The sequence below is a fragment of the Caulobacter segnis genome (assembly GCF_023935105.1).
Taxonomy (GTDB): Bacteria; Pseudomonadota; Alphaproteobacteria; order Caulobacterales; family Caulobacteraceae; genus Caulobacter; species Caulobacter segnis_B.
The window spans coordinates 4,782,386-4,799,433 of the sequence record NZ_CP096040.1 but is presented as its reverse complement, the minus strand read 5'-3'; the positions used below and the strand labels follow the sequence as shown (position 1 = coordinate 4,799,433).

Genomic DNA, 17,048 nt, shown 5'->3' with positions numbered 1-17,048 from the left:
CCCATATAGCGGCTGAACACGCTCTCCATCTTGATGGTGAAGAGCGGCAGGCGGAGTTCGGCGGCCAGGGCTGCCGAGGTCATGGTCTTGCCAGTGCCGGGCGGGCCGATCAGCAGCAGATGGCTGGCCGGGGTCTGACCGTGCTCGCGCAGGGTGGCGCGGGCCTCCTGCTGGCGAACCACACGCGACAGCTTGTCGGCCGTGGCCGGGGCCAGAACCATGCCTGATAGGCGCGTCTTGGGGTAGCTGCTCTCTACGATGGTGTGCAGCTCGCCGCGGGGGCGCGCCATCGGGATCGGCGCGGCCGCCATCGGGGCGGGACCGCGTCGCGCTTCGCGCATGCGCTGCACGGCCTTTTTCAAGGCGTTGGCGTCTTCGGCGTGGCCGGCGCGGGCTTCGGTGGCGGCGATCGACAGGGCGATCGACAGCAGGCGCTCTTCATCACCCTCGGCGTGAGAGTCTAGGAGCGCGAGAATATGCCGGATCGTCATCGGAGCGCTCCCTTCTCTGATGCTCGCGCAAGGATAACGCGAGTCTTGGTTAATGGTCGGTGTTCAAATTCAGGCGCGTGCCTTTAGCCGAAAACATGACCGTGGGCACAAGGATAATCCATTCCTGTGTCAGAAACGGTCAGCAGGGCAGCCGGCTCGATGGACAGGCCGGCTTGACGGCGTCGACGGTGTGTCGAAGCTTCTCTACAATCAGACCGCAACGGCCATGAAAACGGGACGATCGGACGGCACCGAGCGGCCGATCAACGATTTCCGACAGCTACCGCCTGGAGCGCCGCGCCTTTGTCGAGCGGACCATCACCTCTTGGCGTCGGCATCGATGTGGGCACGGCCAGCGTTGTCCCTGACTTGGCGTTCGAAGTCGCTCATCTGAGGATGCTAGCCGACCCTGGTGATGGTCCGCCATGGGGCGATCTCGCCCGGTCGACCGGCGATCTGAACGTCGAGTTCCTGGAAGTGCGCCAATGTCGGTTACTGGCGCTCCCCGGCCGCAGTGAGGCCGGCCCGGGCCGATCACGAAGCTGACGGTTTCAACAGCCGGGCAGGGTGGTGAAGCGGCCTTGGAAGGCGACGAGGTCTCGGTACCGCTCCGCCTATCTCTCCGAGACATTCTGACCACGCTTTAATTTGCTCGCGTGCAGAGCTGCGTGCACGCTCCTGACAATTCTAGATCGGGGCGTTTTCACATGGCGCGACGGCTATTGACCGCCCTAGTCGCGGCTGGATGTCTGGCCCTGCCCCGGATCGGCGCAACGGCTCCCAATCAAACTCCCGTCGACTACAGTCTGGCGCCCGTTTTGGATGCGGACGGCAGGTTCACCGCGCTTTCCGTAACGATCACATTCAGGGCGTCTACGACGGGCGCGACGCAGTTTGAGCTTCCTAGCGGCTATGGCGGCGGAAGCGGTGAAGGCTGGCGCAACGTCCGTGATCTACGCATTGATGGGGCGACATCGATCGACGCCCCCGATCCTGGCCACCGCGTCATTCACGCCAAATCTGGCGCGCGCCTCACCGCCGCCTACACAGTCGTCCCCGGTTTCAATCATGACCCGCTGATCGACGAAGCCAGGCTCTATCGCCCGATCATTCGTCCAGGCTGGTTTCACGTCGGCGGCGCGTCCCTCTTCGCTCGGCCTTACGCCGATGCTGACGAAAACAACACGCCCGCACGGTTCGATTGGCTCGGCCAAACCGATTTAACCTTTGCTTCGGACCTTGAGACAATCGACGGCAAAGAGCATCAAGGAACGCGCCAAGGCACGTTGCATGATGTCCAGACCAGCATCGTCATTGGCGGCAAAGACGTTCAGATCGCGCGATCGGGCCCGGTCCGTTTCGCCATCGTAGGCGCCTTCTCCTTCCGCCCGCAGCAGGCCACCGAACTCGCCGAGCGCATTCTGTCGAGCCAGCGCGCCTTCTGGGGAGATCCCTCCGCGCCCTTCCTGGTGACGATGTCGCCGCTCGTCGCTCCTTCGGCGTTCTCGAAAACCGTCCAAGGCAACGGTCGCAGCGCGGGTTTCACGACCCAGGTTACCCCCAACACCACCTTGGAAGACCTCGCTGTTCTCTTCGCTCACGAGAACTTCCACACTTGGAACCCCGGCCAGTTGGGAGGGCAAGGTCCTCAGGGCAGCCTTGGTCTTTGGTTCAGCGAGGGCTTTACGGACTTCTACGCACGACGGCTGCTGCTTCGTTCCGGTGTGATCTCACCGCAGCGGTTCGTTGACCTCTGGAACGACGCGCTGATCGGCTACGCGATGTCTCCGGTCCGCAACATGCCCAACGCCCAGTCCGCAGAGCGGTTTTGGAAAGATCCGTACGCGCAACGATTACCTTACCAGCGCGGCGCATTGTTGGCGGCCCTGTGGGACGCCCGGCTCCGCGCCCAGAGCCATGACAAGATCATGCTGGACGATCTCATACGAGCTCAACGCGAGGCGGCCGCAGAATCTCCTGAGGTCCCTGCTTTTCGCCTTTTCCCGCAAGTGGCGGCCAAGTTCGGCTTGGACGTCTCAAATGACCTCGCCCGCTATCTGGACGAGGGTCAGTCCATCGATCTGCCCTATGACGCCATCGGAAGCTGCTTCCGCCTCGTCCAGCGGGAGCAAGCCGTCTATGACCGGGGCTGGGATCAGCAAGCCACTTCAGCCGCGGGCGGTGTCATCACCGGTCTGCGTGAAGACTCCCCGGCCTGGCGAGCAGGCGTTCGTAACGGCATGCGTGTCTTGGCGCGATCGTTCGATCATTCGAACGATTCCACTGTCGACTTTACGATCCGGGTCAGCTCGGCTGATGGTTCGGAGCGCGACTTTCACTTCAAGCCCGAAGGAAAGGATCGGCTGACCACACAGCGCATGGAGTTGCGCCCGGTGGATGGTGACTGCGCGAGCCACTGAAGTCCAAGACGGTCAGCAACAGACGTTTCCGAGGTCCGTAACGGGTCGATCTCGCCCTCGCGCTCGGCGGGCTGAATGTCAGGTTCCTGGAGGTGTGCCAAGGGCGGCTCTTGGCGCTCCCCGGCCGCAGTGAAGCCGGCCCGGGCCGATCACGAAGCTGACGGTTTCAACAGCCGGGCAGGGTGGTGAACCGAAGTCGGCAGCACGCCGCTAACCGGACCTTGGCTCGGATGATCAAGCATCCATTGGGCGTGGAGCGGACGAGGACGCCTGCGCGGCATTATTGAGTTGAACGGGGATGATCATGCGTCTTAGCGCGGCAATGCCGAATCCGAAATAGACTGCTCAAACAATACTTCTCGATTATCATTGACCCTCAGAATGACACTCTCGAAGCTATCACCTTTATCATAGATATTGATATAGTATTTTACCGTGTATATAGCGTCTTGCGGCAGCAACCCAGCGTTCAGCATGGGCAGGCAGGTATTCAGGTTGGACACGCTGTAGATGCCCCTACTGGCGTAACAGTCCAGTGCGATCGTTTTGCCGTCAGTGGTAGTGAATCTTATTGGCCTTCGAGCCGACGGGTTAAACGAGCCGTCAAAGTGGCCTTGCACGGTGACAATCTCAACGTCCGCCGCTGGTTGCCAACGCGCTGCTTTCGTTGTGCGCTCGAGCCGCTGAATCGTCGTGTATACGGCAAGTCCGCCAATACAGACGACGGGCACCATAAGTATTACGTCACGGACTGTGGCACCGATGCTTCTGGGTCTTCCCGACCCGTAGTTGTCGCGGCCCATCAGTCCCTCCACCGGCCTGCGTGGCCCGACCCTGCGGCATGCCGCATATACCAGCTTGTGATCGGCCACAGCGACCTTTCTGCTACCGCCTTAAGGCCAGGAAGGCCTCAAAGCCTTGACGCGGTCTTTTCCCGCCTCGTGACGATGGCCGCGGCGATAGCGGTTGACGAGGCGATTCCAGCCTGTGGAGTGAAGTAGACTTCCGGGAAGCCGTTTAGCGGACATACCGAACTGCCGTGAAGGGTCGATCTCGCCCTCGCGCTCGGCGGGCTGAATGTCAGGTTCCTGGAGGTGTGCCAAGGGCGGCTCTTGGCGCAGGACAGCCGGTCGCCGCTTATGGTGATTTCAAAATGGCCATCCCGTCGGTGGCGTTGGCCCGCGCCTACGACAAGGAGGTGTATCCGATCTCGCCGTTGAGGCGCTCTATGGCTTCCTGCGGCGATATTGTCGCTACGCGCCGGTCTTCATCGAACAGCTCGGCCCGGAGCGGATGAGCTCGTTCTACCAAGATCCGGCTCGTTTGAATCTTGGCCTCGAAAAGCGATCGGCTCGCCAGCGCTTCCATGTGGGGTGTTTGAGAATTCTCGGAGTAAACGTAACAAAAGTAAGTCAAGTTCTCCTCCCCTGGGCTGTCATGCGCATCGAGCGCAGCAGGGCGTTGCGCATCGGGGACCCGCTTTCACGGCCCGCCACGTCCTCCGACGGCCGCGAACACTTGGCCCGTCGAGTAGCTCGACTCCGGCGAGGCCAGCAGCACATAGATGCCCGCCAGTTCCGCCGGCTGACCGGGCCGGCCCATCGGGCTGTCGGCCCCAAACTGCGGCAGCTTGTCGGGCGGCTGGCCGCCGGTGACCTGCAGCGGCGTCCAGAAAGGACCCGGGGCCACGGCGTTGACCCGGATCCCCTTGGGCGCAAGTTGCTTGGCCAGGCCCTTGCTGAAGATCATGATCGCGCCCTTGGTGGAGGCGTAGTCGAGCAGGTTCTCGCTGGGGTCATAGGCGTTGACCGAGGCGGTGTTGATGATCGCCGAACCGGCTTTCAGGTGCGGCACGGCGGCCTTGGTGATCCAGAACATCGCATAGACATTGGTCTTATAGGTCTCGTCAAACTCGGCGGTCGTGATGTCGAGGATGGAGTCTCGCGAGAACTGCTTGGCGGCGTTGTTGACCAGGATGTCGAGGCCGCCCAGCTCGCGGACGGCGCGCTCAACCAACTGTTGGCAGAAGGTCTCGTCCTTGATGTCGCCGGGGATCAGCACCGCCTTGCGCCCGGCGTCGCGGATCAGTTTGGCCACTTCCTGGGCGTCGGGCTCCTCGGCCGGCAGATAGTTGATCGCCACGTCCGCGCCCTCGCGGGCGAAGGCGATGGCGGCGGCCCGGCCAATGCCGCTGTCGCCGCCCGTCAGCAGCGCCTTGCGACCCTGAAGACGGCCCGAGCCCTTGTAGCTGGTCTCGCCATGGTCGGGCCTGGGATCCATCTTGCTGGTCAGGCCTGGCCAGGGCTGCTGCTGCTTGGAAACGGCGGCCTTGGATAGGCCGTGGTCGGATCGGGCGGGGCGGGCCCATGGGTTTTGCCTTCTGGCTTTGGGCCGCCGCGGGAGCGGCGACGGCGAGGCCGCCGGTGGCGGTGGCGGCGGCCAGGATCAGACGGCGTTCCTTGTCAGGCGGCTCGGTCATCGACGGGCTCCGGTAGAAGAGGGGGCAGAGACGAGGCGATGGTGGGCGGGACGCGCGAAGCGCGAAGCTCGTGGTCGAGCAGCGAGGCGCCATCGATCCAGCGACCAACCTGCCGTCCCTGGCGGTCGTGCACCCGCACCTCGCTAGGGCCGGGATGCAGAGCGGCCAACCGGCGGGCCTGGCGCTCGGCTTCGCCGCCGGTTTTGAAGAACAGCACCTCGCCGGTGTCGCAGATCTTGACGCACCAGCCGCCGTCGAACGGCGCGACGTGGAAAACGCAGGTCATGACGCCCCCTCAAGAGTGGGCGTGGTGTTCGGCGTTACGCTTACGCGTGGCGGCAGCCTTCTTGGCCGAGGCGGGCCGCTCGGCCGCGCTGCGCGAGGCCGAGGCCTTGCCGCCCTTTTCGCCACCCTTGTGCGCGGCGGGGTGGCCGGTAGACTTGCCGCGGCCCGAACCAGATTTCTTGCCGCCGCCATCGTCCTTGTTGACGGTGGCCCAGGCCCGGCGCTCGGCTTCCTTGGCCGACACACCCTTATCCTCGTAGGACTCGGCGATGTGGTCGGCCTTGCGTTCCTGCTTGTCGGTGTAGCTGGACTTGTCTCCTCGCGGCATGGCGCAACTCCCTGACTGAAGGCGGGGCGACGGCGCGCGTCCCTGACCATTTTGGTCAGAACGCGATTGCAAGCCTGTGGTTCTGTCAGAAAGCCGACGCAACCGACCCGCTGGACCCGCTCGAAGCGAGGTCATTACGAGCCAGATGTGGCTGCTAGGCGGGATCTGGACGGCACGACGCTGATCTTGCCGCCGGCCTCCAGCGTGGCCAGGCGCACCTCCTCGATGCGCTCGATCTGTTCCATGCGCAGGCCCTCGGCCAGGTCGGCCTGGCTGATCGCGTGCCGGCGCAGGGCCGCCTCGTCAACGACCCCGTCGCGCACCAGGATCGCCGGCGCGCTTTTCAGCAACCGCGTCAGGGGCTCCAATGCAAGGTCGCCATGGCCAGGAGCCGGTGCAGGACGATCACGACCAGGGTCGCGGCCAGGCCCCCGAAGAACGGCGCCTTGCCGGTCATGGCCCGGCTGATGTTCGACCCGACGATCAAGGCCACGACGATGTCGAGCGGGGTGATCTGGGAAAAGGTCCGCCGACCGGGTATGCGGATGCAAACCACGCCGAAGACGAACAGGATCACCGCTCGCGCGCAAAGCTGGAGGGCGGTGGCCTCGCCGGTGTCCGGACCGATCAGGGTGCGGAAGGTTTCCATGGGCGTCGAATGCCGATGGTCGATGAATGGTTCTACCCGCCGATCAGCCGCGCGGCGGCCTGGCCGTCGCGAACGGCGAGGACCTTGAACCGCACGCCGCGCAGGGCGTCGTAGTTCTCCCCGAACGCCGTCAGGTTCTTGACGAAATCCGCATCGAGGTCGCCGACGGTCTCGACCTTGGCGAAGAGGTGCGAGACGATGGCGACGGCCAGGATGCGGTCGTTGCGAACGGTCTTTCCATCCTCGGTCTGCTCGGCCTCGATCACGCCGATCAGACGGGCGAGCTGCGTTCCGACGGGCGAGGGCTCATCGCCCAGGACCAGGATGTCGAGCGGATCGCCGTCCTGTCCCCGCGTGCCGGGCACGAACCCGAAGTCGAGCGGAAAGCTCATCCCGTCGGGCAGCATCCGCTTGAGCTCGAAGGCGCCGGAAACCGGGTCGTAAGCCAGCTTGCCGCCCCGTCCCTTCGGCGTCTCGATCACGGCGCGGCAAGTGAGCGCCGTCAGATCGAGGCGATGATCCAGGCGCGTCAGGTCGCTCATCATCGGTCCTCCAGTTCGACCCATGTCGGAGCGTGGTCGCTGGGCCGCTCGCCGGCCCTGGCGAAACGGTCGACGTCGGCCGCCTTCAGGCGCGGAGCCAGGTCCGGGCTTAGCAGCAAGTGGTCGATGCGCAGGCCCGCGTTGCGCTCGAAGCGCCGGCGCAGATAGTCCCAGAACGTGTAGATCGTCTCGCCGGGGTGCATCGTCCGCAAAGCATCGATCCAGCCTTGGCCCAGCAAGCGCTCGTAGGCGGCGCGCACCTCGGGTCGGAAGAGGGCGTCGTCGCGCCAGCGGTCGGGGACGTAGACGTCCAGATCCGTGGGGATGATGTTGTAGTCGCCGGCCAGGACCACGGGGCGCTTTTCCGCCATCAAGTCGCAGGCGTGGCCCTCGAAGCGTTTCAGCCAGCTGAGCTTGTAATCGTATTTGGGGCCCGGCGCGGGGTTGCCGTTGGGCAGGTAGAGACCGCCGATCACCAGGTCGCCGATCTGCGCTTCGATGTAGCGGCTGTGCAGATCGGCCGGATCGCCGGGCAGGCCGCGACGGCGCTCGACCGGCTGGCCGCCGCGCTGGAGGATCGCCACGCCGTTCCAGGCGCTTTGGCCATGCCAGATCGCGCCGTAGCCCGCGTCTTCCAGCGCCGCCTTGGGAAACCGCTCCTGCGGCGCCTTCAGCTCCTGCAGGCAGGCGATGTCGGGTTTGGTCTGGTCGAGCCAGGCCAGCAGGGCCGGTAAGCGAGCGGTGATCCCGTTGACGTTAAAGGTGGCGATGCGCATCAGGCCGGACCCGGCGCGTTGAGCTCGACCCGCACGCCGTTTGGATCGGTCACGTAAATCTGGCGCAGCTCCCCACCGGGCGTCACATCGGTCTTGAACGGCACGCCCTGCTTTTCAAGGTGCGCCACGGCTGCGTCGAAGTCGGCGACCCGCAGGGCGAAGTGATTGATCGACGAGATCGGGGAGGGAAGCTTGTCGTGCTCGGTCTCGACCAGATGCACCACGTCCTTGTCGCCGGCGTAGAGCCAGGCGCCGTCGAATGCGAAGGCCGGGCGTGGCCCCAGCCGCAGCCCAAGCACATCCGTGAAGAAGGCCTGGGTCTCCGCCAGGCGGGCGGTCCTGATCGCGGCGTGGTCGATGTCGAGAACCTGCATGCCCAGGCAACGCGTGTGGCGCGGGCCGGTTCGCGACTTCATCCGCCTAAGGCTTCAGGCGATCGATCAGCAGCCTGGCGTCCTTCGGCGCGGCGCTCTTCACGTCATTGTCGAAATAGCTGAAGACCTCGACGCCGGCCTTGCGCCGCGCCTCGATCCAGGCGGCCCAGTCATCAAGCTCGGCCGACGAATAACGCCCATGATAGTGCCCGCCTGGCCCATGGCCGCGCACATAGGCGAAATCGGCGGTGACCTCCCAGGGCGAGGGCGCGTCGTGATGGTCCGAGACGCAGAACGCGGCGCCCCGGTCACGCAGGATGTCGAGCACCGCGGGCTCGTACCAGCTGGCGTGGCGAAATTCCACCGTGACCCGGCGGCCCTTGGGGATCCAAGACAGGAACCGCTTGAGCCGCTCATCGTCGCGATGAAGCATCGGCGGCAGCTGGACCAGGGCCGGACCGTATTTGTCGCCCAGCGGGGCCATGCGGCCGAACACCAACTCGACGCTGTCGCGGCAATCCTTGAGCTTCTTGTTGTGGGTGACGTAGCGCGAGACCTTCCAGGAAAACAGGAAGCCCTCAGGGGCCTGATCGGCCCAGGCCCGCACCGCCTTGTCGGTCGGCAGGCGATAGAAGCTGCCGTTGATCTCGGTCGTGTCGAAGACCGAGGCGTAATAGCCCAGCCGGTCCTTCAGGCGCACGCCCTGCGGGTAGAAGGGGCCGCGCCAGTCGTCATAGGTCCAGCCCGAGCAGCCTGTGCGCGCCTTAGCCTTTGACATGGCGCCCTAACCGTCCTGGCCCCAGTTGGTCTCCAGCCCGCCGTCGATGTCGGGCGCGCCCAGCGCTTCGGCCACGCCGTCGAAGAGCGCAGTCACCGAGGCCTCGTCGGCCTGGTCCAGCCGGGTTACGAAGGCCCGGCGGCCGCAGGCCTCGACCCTATGGCGCGTCTCGTCGGCGCTGGCCTCGTCGTGCAGGTAGGTGATGGCGACATCGGCGCGTTCGCGCGCCAGCTCCTCGGCGATGCCTTGCCCGATCCCGCAATCCGAACCGGTGACGATCGCGATCCGGCCTTCAAGCTGTCCCATGGCGTCCATCCTTTGAGGGTTGGAACGGCAAACGCGCGCTGGGCGGACGGGTTCGCGAACCATCGCATCGGAACGGAGTTGAGCAGACGGAAAGCCAACCTGGAGGGAAGACGTGGCAAGAAAAGACGCAATCGTCCCCATCAGCCCGCCGCCCTTCTCGGGCGACGGCGGCCGTGAACTGCCCGCCTATGTCAGCAACGGCCTGATCGGCCTGCGCGTGCGCTGCCAGCCGCTGCAGGCGGGCATGACCATCGTCAGCGGCTATGCCGGCGAGGATCCGGAGCGGCGGATCGAGGGGGCGACGCCCGCACCCTATCCGCTGGCCGGCGACATCGCCGTCGACGGGGCCTGGCTGTCGGACCTGCCGCATCAGGTCGGCGATCTGGAGCAGGCCTATGATTTCGCCACGGGCGAGCTGACCAGCCGGTTCGTCTTCCAGGCCGGCGAGCGTCGCCTGGTCTGCACGGTGCTGACCTTCGCCAGCCGCGAGGATCCGACCCTGGTCTGCCAGGAGACCACGCTCGAGGCGGACGGCGCCTGCGACCTGCAGGTCCGCGCGGGCGTCGAGACCACCGGCGTCCTGGGCCGGGCGCTGCGGTTCCTGCGCGGCACGCCCGGCGAGGGCAAGGCCGACGTCGACGGCGCCCTGCTGTGGGAGTCGGCCGGCGGACTGGACCGTCTGGGTCTGGCCTATGTCACTGAGATCACCGGCGGCGCGGCGGCGGATGCGGAGCCAGCGCGTCCGGCCCTGGACGGCCAGGGCCTGATCACCACCTACGCCTTCCGCGCCAGCGCGCGGACCCGTTATCGCCTGCGCCAGATCACCAGCCTGGCGCCCAGCGCCATGCACGGCCGTCCCGACGAGCACGCGGGACGAATGGCCGCCAAGGCGCGCCACGACGGCTTCGATGCCGTCCGCGCCGAGAACCGCGCGGCCTGGGACGAGCTCTGGAAGGGACGGGTGCGGCTGGTTGGGGCGGACGAGCGCTGGCAGGCCCTGGCCGACGCGGCGTTCTTCTACCTGAACACCTCGGTCCACGCCTCGTCGTGCGCCTCGACCTCGATCTTCGGTTTGGCCACCTGGCACGACTATCACTACTATTACGGCCACGTGATGTGGGACATCGAGGCCTTCGCCACCCCGGTCCTGACCCTGCTGCAGCCCGCAGCGGCCCACGCCCTGCTGAACTACCGCTTCCGCAACCTCCAGGCCGCCCGGACCAACGCTCAATTGATGGGTCGCCAGGGCGCGCAGTTCCCGTGGGAGAGCTCGCCGTCGAAGGGGGAGGAAGCCGCGCCCCTGCCGGGCACGGCGTGCTGGCACGAGGACCACGTCTCGCTGGACGTGGCCCGGGCCTTCGCCCTGTTCGCCGACGCCACCGGCGAGGGCGAGTTCCGGCGCGAGAAAGCCTGGCCGGTTCTGGCCGGCGTCGCCGAATGGATCGTCTCGCGCGTCCACAAGACCGCCGAGGGCTACGAGATCCGGGCCTCCATGGGCGTCGCCGAGCGCGAACAGCCGGTGGACAACGCCGCCTTCACCAACATGGCCGCCGTGGTGGTGCTGAACGACGCGATCCGGGTGGGCGAGCGCCTGGGCCGGTCGGTCGATCCGCGCTGGCGGGCCGTCGCCGACGGCATGGTCCTGCCTCGCCGCGACCGGGTGGTCGTGTCGCACGACGGCTACCGCAAGGCCGAGGAGAAGGGCGGCACGCCGGATTCCCTGATGGGCGTGTGGCCGTTCGGCTATGGCCTCGATCCCGAGGATGAGCAGGCGACCCTGCGGTTCTATCTCGACCTGGCCGACACCTATGTCGGCAGCCCGATGCTGTCGGCCCTGTACGGCGCCTGGGCGGCGCGGACCGGCGACCGGGCCCTGGCGCTGAAGCTGCTGGACGAGGGTTACGCCAAGTTCGAGAGCGGCCGCTTCGCCCAGATCCTCGAATACCGTCCCGACCGGTTCCCGGAGCAGCCCCGCGCCGGTCCGTTCTTCGCCAATATGGGCGGCTTCCTGTCGAGCCTGGTGCTGGGCTTCCCGCGCCTGGAGCCCGGCGAGGGCGAACCGGAGACCTGGTTCAAGGCCCCGGTGGTCCTGCCGTCGGGCTGGACGGCGATCGAGATCGACCGGCTCTGGGTGCGCGGTCGGCCCATGCGCCTGGAGGCGCGGCACGGCGAGCCGGCGACCCTCAGCGATCTAGAGGAAACTTCATGATGAAGCGCTATGCCTATGCCTGGTTGACCGGGCTGTTCTTCTTTGTCTCCATCGTCGGCCACTGGGCCTTCGGCTGGTGGGCCTTCGTCGACGAACAGCAGAGCCTGCACCAAGCGCCGCAGCTCGGGCCCTACCTGGTGGAGATGGGGCGCGACACTTTCGAGAACTGGCAGTCGGAGTTCCTGCAATTGATCTGGCAGGTCGTGGGCCTGGCCTATTTCCTCTATGTCGGCTCGCCGTCGTCCAAGGAGAACGACGACCGCACCGAAGCCAAGCTCGACGCTCTCATCCGTCTCCAGGCGGGAGACAGAGCCGAGGACATCATCGCCGAGATCGATCGGCGATACCTGAGGGCGAGCGGTCATTCCAAGCCTCACGGCCACGGCAGTACCGACGTTGTGACCGGACATGAGTGACGGGGCGATGTCGGCGAGCCGACAGTGGGGTCGGACTTAAGTCTCTGACTTTGCTGTAGGAACAAGATGCCGGAAGGGTGGTTGAAGGCGGGCAGGAGGAGTGTTCCAAATGTCCCAAGACACCATCGCACAGGCGCGGGAAAGCGACGCGCCGCTGACCGCCGCCGTGCACCAGCGCGACATCGCCCACGAGGTCGCTGACGAGTTCGGCTGGAGCAACGCGGCCCTGGTCGGCCGCACCGTGACCATCAATCGTCCCCGTGCGGAGCTCTACGCGTTCTGGCGCGATTTTCGCAATCTGGCGCTCTTCATGGAGAATGTCGAAAGCGTCACGCCCGGCGACGATCGCCGCTCGCACTGGGTGGTCAAGGCGCCGGCCGGCAAGACGGTCGAATGGGACAGCGTGCTAACCGAGGAGGTCGAGAACGAGGTCCTGGCCTGGGAGTCGGTGGAGGGCGCCGACATCAGGAACGCCGGCCGGATCGCGTTCAAGGATGCCCCGCCCGGTCGCGGGACGGAGGTCACCGCCACCATCGCCTATGAGCCGCCTGGCGGTGATCTGGGCAAGCTGATCGCCAAGCTCTTTCAGAAGGAGCCGAAGATCCAGGCCCGCCGCGAACTACGCCGCTTCAAGCAACTGATGGAAACCGGCGAGATCTCCACCGCCAAGTTCCAAGACGCCGCGCCGCAAGGCTGATTCCTCACCCTATTTCTAGGAGACGCCCATGCGCGCCCTGACCTGGCACGGCAAACACGACGTTCGCATGGACACCGTGCCCGATCCCAAGATCGTCAACCCCCGCGACGCCATCATCAAGATCACCTCGACGGCCATCTGCGGCTCGGACCTGCACCTCTACGACAGCATGATCCCCTCGATGGAAAAGGGCGACATCCTGGGCCACGAGTTCATGGGCGAGGTCGTCGAGACCGGCCCGAGCTCGACCCTGCAGAAGGGCCAGCGCGTCGTGGTCCCCTTCGTGATCGCCTGCGGCAAGTGCTTCCATTGCGAGAAACAGCAGTTCTCCGGCTGCGAGAACTCCAATCCGGCCGAGACCCAGGACCTGGGCGAGATCGCCTACGGCACGGCGATGACCGGCCTCTTTGGCTATTCCCACATGACCGGCGGCTATGCCGGCGGCCAGGCCGAGTATGTGCGCGTGCCCTATAGCGACGTCGGACCGATCGTCATTCCCGACGGGCTTGAGGACGACAAGGTGCTGTTCCTGTCCGACATCCTGCCGACCGGCTGGATGGCGGCCGAGAACTGCCAAATCGAGCCGGGCGACACCGTGGCGGTCTGGGGCTGCGGCCCGGTCGGGCTCTTCGCCATCCAGAGCGCCCTGATCCAGGGCGCACACAAGGTGATCGCCATCGACCATCATCCCCACCGCCTGGACCTGGCCGCGTCGATGGGCGCGCAGGTGATCAACTACCACGACGTCAAGGTCCGTGAGGCCCTGATGGCCATGACCGGCGGCATCGGGCCCGACGCGTGCATCGACGCGGTCGGCATGGAGAGCCACGGCTTCTCGTTCGACAACGTCGTCGACGCGGTCAAGGTCGCCACCCGTCTTGGCACCGACCGCGCCCACGTCCTGCGCGAGGTGCTGATGGCCTGCCGCACCGGCGGCCGCGTTTCGATCCCCGGCGTCTATGGCGGCATGGGCGACAAGATCCCGATCGGCGCGCTGATGGAGAAGGGCCTGCAGATCCGCACGGGCCAGACCCACGTCCACAAGTACCTGCGCCCGCTGCTCGACCTGATCGGCGAAGGCGTCATCGACACCACCTTCCTGATCAGCCACCGCCTGCCGCTGGAGAGCGCGCCGGACGGCTACAAGATGTTCAAGGAAAACCAGAACGAGGTGACCAAGGTCGTCCTCAAGCCCGACTGGCAGAAGGAAGCCGCATGATGATCGAGGATCTTCGCCCCCTAGCCGTGGTGACCGGCGCTTCGTCCGGCATCGGTCATGAACTGGCCCGGCTGGCCGCCGAGGACGGCTATGACCTGGTCATCGCGGCGGACGAGCCATCCATCGTCGAGGCCAAGGACGCCTTGGAACAGCACGGCGGAAAGGTCGACGGGCTGCAGGTCGACCTGTCGACCACCGACGGCGTCGATCAATTGCTGGCCCTGATCGGGGACCGTCAGGTCGACGCCCTGATGGCTAACGCCGGCCGCGGCCTGGGTCATGGCTTCCTAGACCAGGATTGGGACGAGGCGCGGTTCGTCATCGACACCAACATCACCGGCACGGTCTATCTGATCCAGCAGGTTGCCCGCGACATGCGCGAGCGCGACCGTGGCAGGATCCTGATCACCGGCTCCATTGCCGGCCTGATGCCTGGCTCGTTCCAGGCGGTCTACAACGGCACCAAGGCGTTCCTCGACAGCTTCGCCTGGGCGCTGCGCAACGAGCTGAAGGACACCAACGTCACCGTCAGCTGCCTGATGCCGGGCCCGACCGATACCGAGTTCTTCGAACGCGCCGACATGCTCGACACCAAGGTCGGCTCTGATCCGAAGAAGGCCGATCCGGCCGATGTCGCTCTCACGGGGTACCGGGCGATGCAGAAGGGCGAGGGCGATGTCGTCGCCGGCTTCAAGAACAAGCTGCAGGCGGCGATGGCGGCGGTGACGCCGCAGAGCGTGCTGGCCGGGCAGCATCGCAAGATGGCCGAGCCGGGTTCGGGGAAAGCCTGATGGGCGGGTCCGACAACGCCACGCCATCACAGGCGCCCGATAACGACGCGGGCCTCGAAGCGCCGCCGCCGCCCGCGCTCGATCCAAACCGCAAGACGGACGCGACCACCGATCCTTCGGCCGACGATCCTGGCAACGGCGCGGACTGATCCTGCCGCCCGCCGTTCAAGACCTCGCTGAAGGCTGCCTCATGTCGCTTGGCCGCAAGATCCGATCCATCGCCTTGTTCGAACAGCTGGGGCCTGGCCTAGTCGCCGGCGCGGCGGACGACGATCCCTCCGGCATCGCCACCTATTCTCAAACGGGCGCGCGGTTCGGCTATGGTCTCCTGTGGACCATGCTGCTGACCTATCCGCTGATGACGGCCATCCAGCTGATCAGCGGCGAGATCGGGCGGGTCACCGGCTGCGGCCTGGCGCGCAACATGGGCGCGGTGATCGCCAAGCCGGCGGTGACGGCCTTGGTGGCGCTGCTCTTCATCGTCAATACCATCAATATCGGCGCGGACCTGGCGGCGATGGGCGCGGCCTCGCAGCTGCTGGCCGGGGGCGGGGCGCATTGGTTCACGGCGGGGTTCGCGGTGTTGTCGCTGCTCTTGCAGATGTTCATCCCCTACAAGCGGTATGTCCGGATCCTGAAGTGGCTGACCCTGGTGCTCTTCGCGTACGTCGCCGTGCTGCTGGTGGTTAAGCTCGACTGGGCGGCGGCGGGACGCGGCCTGGTCTGGCCCGACCCGGCGGTCTTCCGCTCCAAGGAGGCCCTGACCACGGTCGTGGCCATCTTCGGCACCACGATCAGCCCCTATCTCTTCTTCTGGCAGGCGGCCCAGGAGGTCAAGGAAGTCGATCACAAGGACGGCGCCCGCGCGCTCAAGGCCGCGCCCGAGCAGGCCAAGCGCGAGCTGCGGCGCATCAAGCTCGACACCTTCGTCGGGATGGCGGTCTCCAACCTGATCGCCCTGGCCATCATGATCGCCACCGCCGCCACTCTTCACGCCCAGGGACACACCGAGATCGCCACCGCCGCGGACGCCGCCAAGGCGCTTGAGCCCGCCGCCGGTCATTTCGCCTTCCTGTTGTTTGCTTTGGGCATCGTTGGCACCGGGCTGCTGTCGATCCCAGTCTTGGCGGGCTCGGCGGCCTATGCGGTGGGCGAGACCCGCGGCTGGACATGCGGCCTGGACAACAAGCCCTGGGAGGCGGTCGGCTTCTACGCCGTGATCGGGGCCGCCACGCTGCTGGGCATTGGCATCGACCTGGCCAAGATCGATCCGATCAAGGCCCTGTTCTGGAGCGCTGTGATCAATGGCGTTATCGCCGTGCCCATGATGGTGGTGATGATGCTGGTGGTTTCGCGGCGCGACCGGATGGGCCGGTTCATCGCCGGGCCCTGGTTGAAGCTTTTCGGCTGGGCGGCGACGGCGGTGATGGCGATCGCCGCCGGCGCGATGCTGGTAGGCATGGCGCTGGGCGTGACCTAAGCGCGTCCGGCGCGGCGTCTTTGTAAGAGCGACTCTCAGCTAGCTTGGCTTGGGGAACGGCACGTCCCGAGAGGAATTTTTCGGCGAGCATTAAACCCTTGAGGAGATGTCGATGGTCGCCGCCGCCAAAACCAAAGCCGCTTCCAGCAAGACCCGCCGCACCCGCCGCACCGGCCGCCGAGACCCGCTGGCCATCACCCTTCTTAAGAAGGATCACCGCGAGGTCGAAGGCTGGTTCGACGAGTACGAGCAGCTTGAGGACGAGAGCGAGAAGCTGGCGTTGTTCAACAAGATCGCGCTGGCCCTGAAGGTCCATACCCAGATCGAGGAGGAGATCTTCTATCCGGAGGAACGCGGCGAGGTCGAAGACGATATGCTCGACGAGGCCTATGTTGAGCACGACGGCGCCAAGAAGCTGATCGCCGAAATCGAGGCGATGAAGCCGAGCGACGAATATTATGACGCCAAGGTCAAGGTGCTGGGCGAGTACATCAAGCACCACGTCAAGGAAGAAGAACAGCCCGGCGGTATCTTCGCCCAGGCCAAGAAGGGCGACGAGGACCTCGAGGCTATGGGCGAGCGTCTGAAGGCCCGCAAGGACGAACTGATGACCGAACTGGGCGGCAAGCAGCCGAACTGACGGCCGTGGCCGAAGCGCTTGATCCTGTCCTGACACCGGAACTGGACGCGCTCACGAAGCGGGTGCTTGCAAGGGCCTGCGCCCAGGATCTGAAGCTGGGCACGTCGGTCAACAGGGAGGCCTTCTGGCCTCCCTGTTGACCGACGTGCCCGGCTGTTCCCATGCCTT

The 17,048-nt window shown here is 65.8% G+C and carries 20 protein-coding genes and 1 pseudogene; 9 read left to right on the top strand and 12 right to left on the bottom strand.

Annotation, left to right across the window (positions count from 1 at the left end):
- Nucleotides 1-2: 2 nt before the first annotated feature.
- Nucleotides 3-83, bottom strand: a pseudogene (locus MZV50_RS26620) (hypothetical protein); the annotation flags it as partial.
- Between the two features lie 1,130 nt (nucleotides 84-1,213).
- Between MZV50_RS26620 and MZV50_RS22335 the strand changes: the two are divergent.
- Nucleotides 1,214-2,911 carry a M61 family metallopeptidase gene (locus MZV50_RS22335; RefSeq protein WP_252631529.1) on the top strand — a complete coding sequence of 566 codons (1,698 nt, stop codon included), beginning with the start codon at nucleotides 1,214-1,216 and terminating at the stop codon, nucleotides 2,909-2,911.
- Between the two features lie 311 nt (nucleotides 2,912-3,222).
- Here MZV50_RS22335 and MZV50_RS22330 read toward each other — a convergent pair whose 3' ends face one another.
- The 11 genes from MZV50_RS22330 to MZV50_RS22280 all read right to left on the bottom strand — a co-directional run bounded on the left by MZV50_RS22330 (nucleotide 3,223) and on the right by MZV50_RS22280 (nucleotide 9,428).
- A complete protein-coding gene (locus MZV50_RS22330) occupies nucleotides 3,223-3,714 on the bottom strand; it encodes a hypothetical protein (RefSeq protein WP_252631528.1) in 492 nt (163 codons plus the stop codon).
- 679 nt (nucleotides 3,715-4,393) lie between these two features.
- Nucleotides 4,394-5,191: an SDR family oxidoreductase gene (locus MZV50_RS22325; protein WP_289781887.1), complete on the bottom strand. Its 798-nt coding sequence runs from the start codon at nucleotides 5,189-5,191 to the stop codon at nucleotides 4,394-4,396.
- 182 nt (nucleotides 5,192-5,373) lie between these two features.
- Entirely contained in the window at nucleotides 5,374-5,676 is a 303-nt protein-coding gene (locus tag MZV50_RS22320; RefSeq protein ID WP_252631527.1) for a DUF2188 domain-containing protein, read from the bottom strand.
- A gap of 9 nt (nucleotides 5,677-5,685) precedes the next feature.
- Nucleotides 5,686-6,003 carry a plasmid stabilization protein gene (locus MZV50_RS22315; protein ID WP_252631526.1) on the bottom strand — a complete coding sequence of 106 codons (318 nt, stop codon included), beginning with the start codon at nucleotides 6,001-6,003 and terminating at the stop codon, nucleotides 5,686-5,688.
- 134 nt (nucleotides 6,004-6,137) lie between these two features.
- A complete protein-coding gene (locus tag MZV50_RS22310; RefSeq protein WP_252631525.1) occupies nucleotides 6,138-6,353 on the bottom strand; it encodes a YetF domain-containing protein in 216 nt (71 codons plus the stop codon).
- A 5-nt stretch (nucleotides 6,354-6,358) separates the two neighbouring features.
- Nucleotides 6,359-6,652 (bottom strand): hypothetical protein, encoded by a 294-nt coding sequence (locus MZV50_RS22305; RefSeq protein WP_252631524.1) that lies wholly within the window; start codon nucleotides 6,650-6,652, stop codon nucleotides 6,359-6,361.
- 32 nt (nucleotides 6,653-6,684) lie between these two features.
- Complete coding sequence (locus MZV50_RS22300; protein ID WP_252631523.1) at nucleotides 6,685-7,194, bottom strand: inorganic diphosphatase; 510 nt, start codon at nucleotides 7,192-7,194, stop codon at nucleotides 6,685-6,687.
- The gene (gene xth / locus MZV50_RS22295; protein ID WP_252631522.1) at nucleotides 7,194-7,970 is read right to left on the bottom strand and encodes an exodeoxyribonuclease III; all 777 of its coding nucleotides are present in this window, start codon (nucleotides 7,968-7,970) and stop codon (nucleotides 7,194-7,196) included. The genes MZV50_RS22300 and xth overlap by 1 nt, the downstream gene beginning before the upstream one ends.
- On the bottom strand, nucleotides 7,970-8,386 hold the full coding sequence (locus MZV50_RS22290; protein WP_252631521.1) for a VOC family protein: 417 nt from the start codon (nucleotides 8,384-8,386) through the stop codon (nucleotides 7,970-7,972). The genes xth and MZV50_RS22290 overlap by 1 nt, the downstream gene beginning before the upstream one ends.
- Before the next feature lie 4 nt (nucleotides 8,387-8,390).
- Complete coding sequence (locus MZV50_RS22285; protein WP_252631520.1) at nucleotides 8,391-9,122, bottom strand: DUF72 domain-containing protein; 732 nt, start codon at nucleotides 9,120-9,122, stop codon at nucleotides 8,391-8,393.
- 6 nt (nucleotides 9,123-9,128) lie between these two features.
- Nucleotides 9,129-9,428, bottom strand: a complete 300-nt coding sequence (locus MZV50_RS22280; protein WP_252631519.1) for an SDR family NAD(P)-dependent oxidoreductase — start codon at nucleotides 9,426-9,428, stop codon at nucleotides 9,129-9,131.
- Nucleotides 9,429-9,540: 112 nt separating this feature from the next.
- Between MZV50_RS22280 and MZV50_RS22275 the strand changes: the two genes are divergently transcribed.
- From MZV50_RS22275 to MZV50_RS22240, 8 genes are all read left to right on the top strand, one after another.
- Nucleotides 9,541-11,637 (top strand): glycoside hydrolase family 65 protein, encoded by a 2,097-nt coding sequence (locus tag MZV50_RS22275; RefSeq protein ID WP_252631518.1) that lies wholly within the window; start codon nucleotides 9,541-9,543, stop codon nucleotides 11,635-11,637.
- A complete protein-coding gene (locus tag MZV50_RS22270; protein ID WP_252631517.1) occupies nucleotides 11,634-12,053 on the top strand; it encodes a DUF6766 family protein in 420 nt (139 codons plus the stop codon). The genes MZV50_RS22275 and MZV50_RS22270 overlap by 4 nt, the downstream gene beginning before the upstream one ends.
- Nucleotides 12,054-12,162: 109 nt before the next feature.
- Nucleotides 12,163-12,750 (top strand): SRPBCC family protein, encoded by a 588-nt coding sequence (locus tag MZV50_RS22265; RefSeq protein WP_252631516.1) that lies wholly within the window; start codon nucleotides 12,163-12,165, stop codon nucleotides 12,748-12,750.
- A 28-nt stretch (nucleotides 12,751-12,778) separates the two neighbouring features.
- A complete protein-coding gene (locus MZV50_RS22260; protein WP_252631515.1) occupies nucleotides 12,779-13,969 on the top strand; it encodes a zinc-dependent alcohol dehydrogenase in 1,191 nt (396 codons plus the stop codon).
- The gene (locus MZV50_RS22255) at nucleotides 13,969-14,760 is read left to right on the top strand and encodes an SDR family NAD(P)-dependent oxidoreductase (RefSeq protein ID WP_252631514.1); all 792 of its coding nucleotides are present in this window, start codon (nucleotides 13,969-13,971) and stop codon (nucleotides 14,758-14,760) included. Before MZV50_RS22260 ends, MZV50_RS22255 begins: the two co-directional genes overlap by 1 nt.
- On the top strand, nucleotides 14,760-14,909 hold the full coding sequence (locus MZV50_RS22250) for a hypothetical protein (protein ID WP_252631513.1): 150 nt from the start codon (nucleotides 14,760-14,762) through the stop codon (nucleotides 14,907-14,909). Before MZV50_RS22255 ends, MZV50_RS22250 begins: the two co-directional genes overlap by 1 nt.
- A gap of 41 nt (nucleotides 14,910-14,950) precedes the next feature.
- A complete protein-coding gene (locus MZV50_RS22245; protein WP_252631512.1) occupies nucleotides 14,951-16,240 on the top strand; it encodes an NRAMP family divalent metal transporter in 1,290 nt (429 codons plus the stop codon).
- Between the two features lie 112 nt (nucleotides 16,241-16,352).
- On the top strand, nucleotides 16,353-16,880 hold the full coding sequence (locus MZV50_RS22240; RefSeq protein WP_252631511.1) for a hemerythrin domain-containing protein: 528 nt from the start codon (nucleotides 16,353-16,355) through the stop codon (nucleotides 16,878-16,880).
- Nucleotides 16,881-17,048 lie beyond the last annotated feature (168 nt).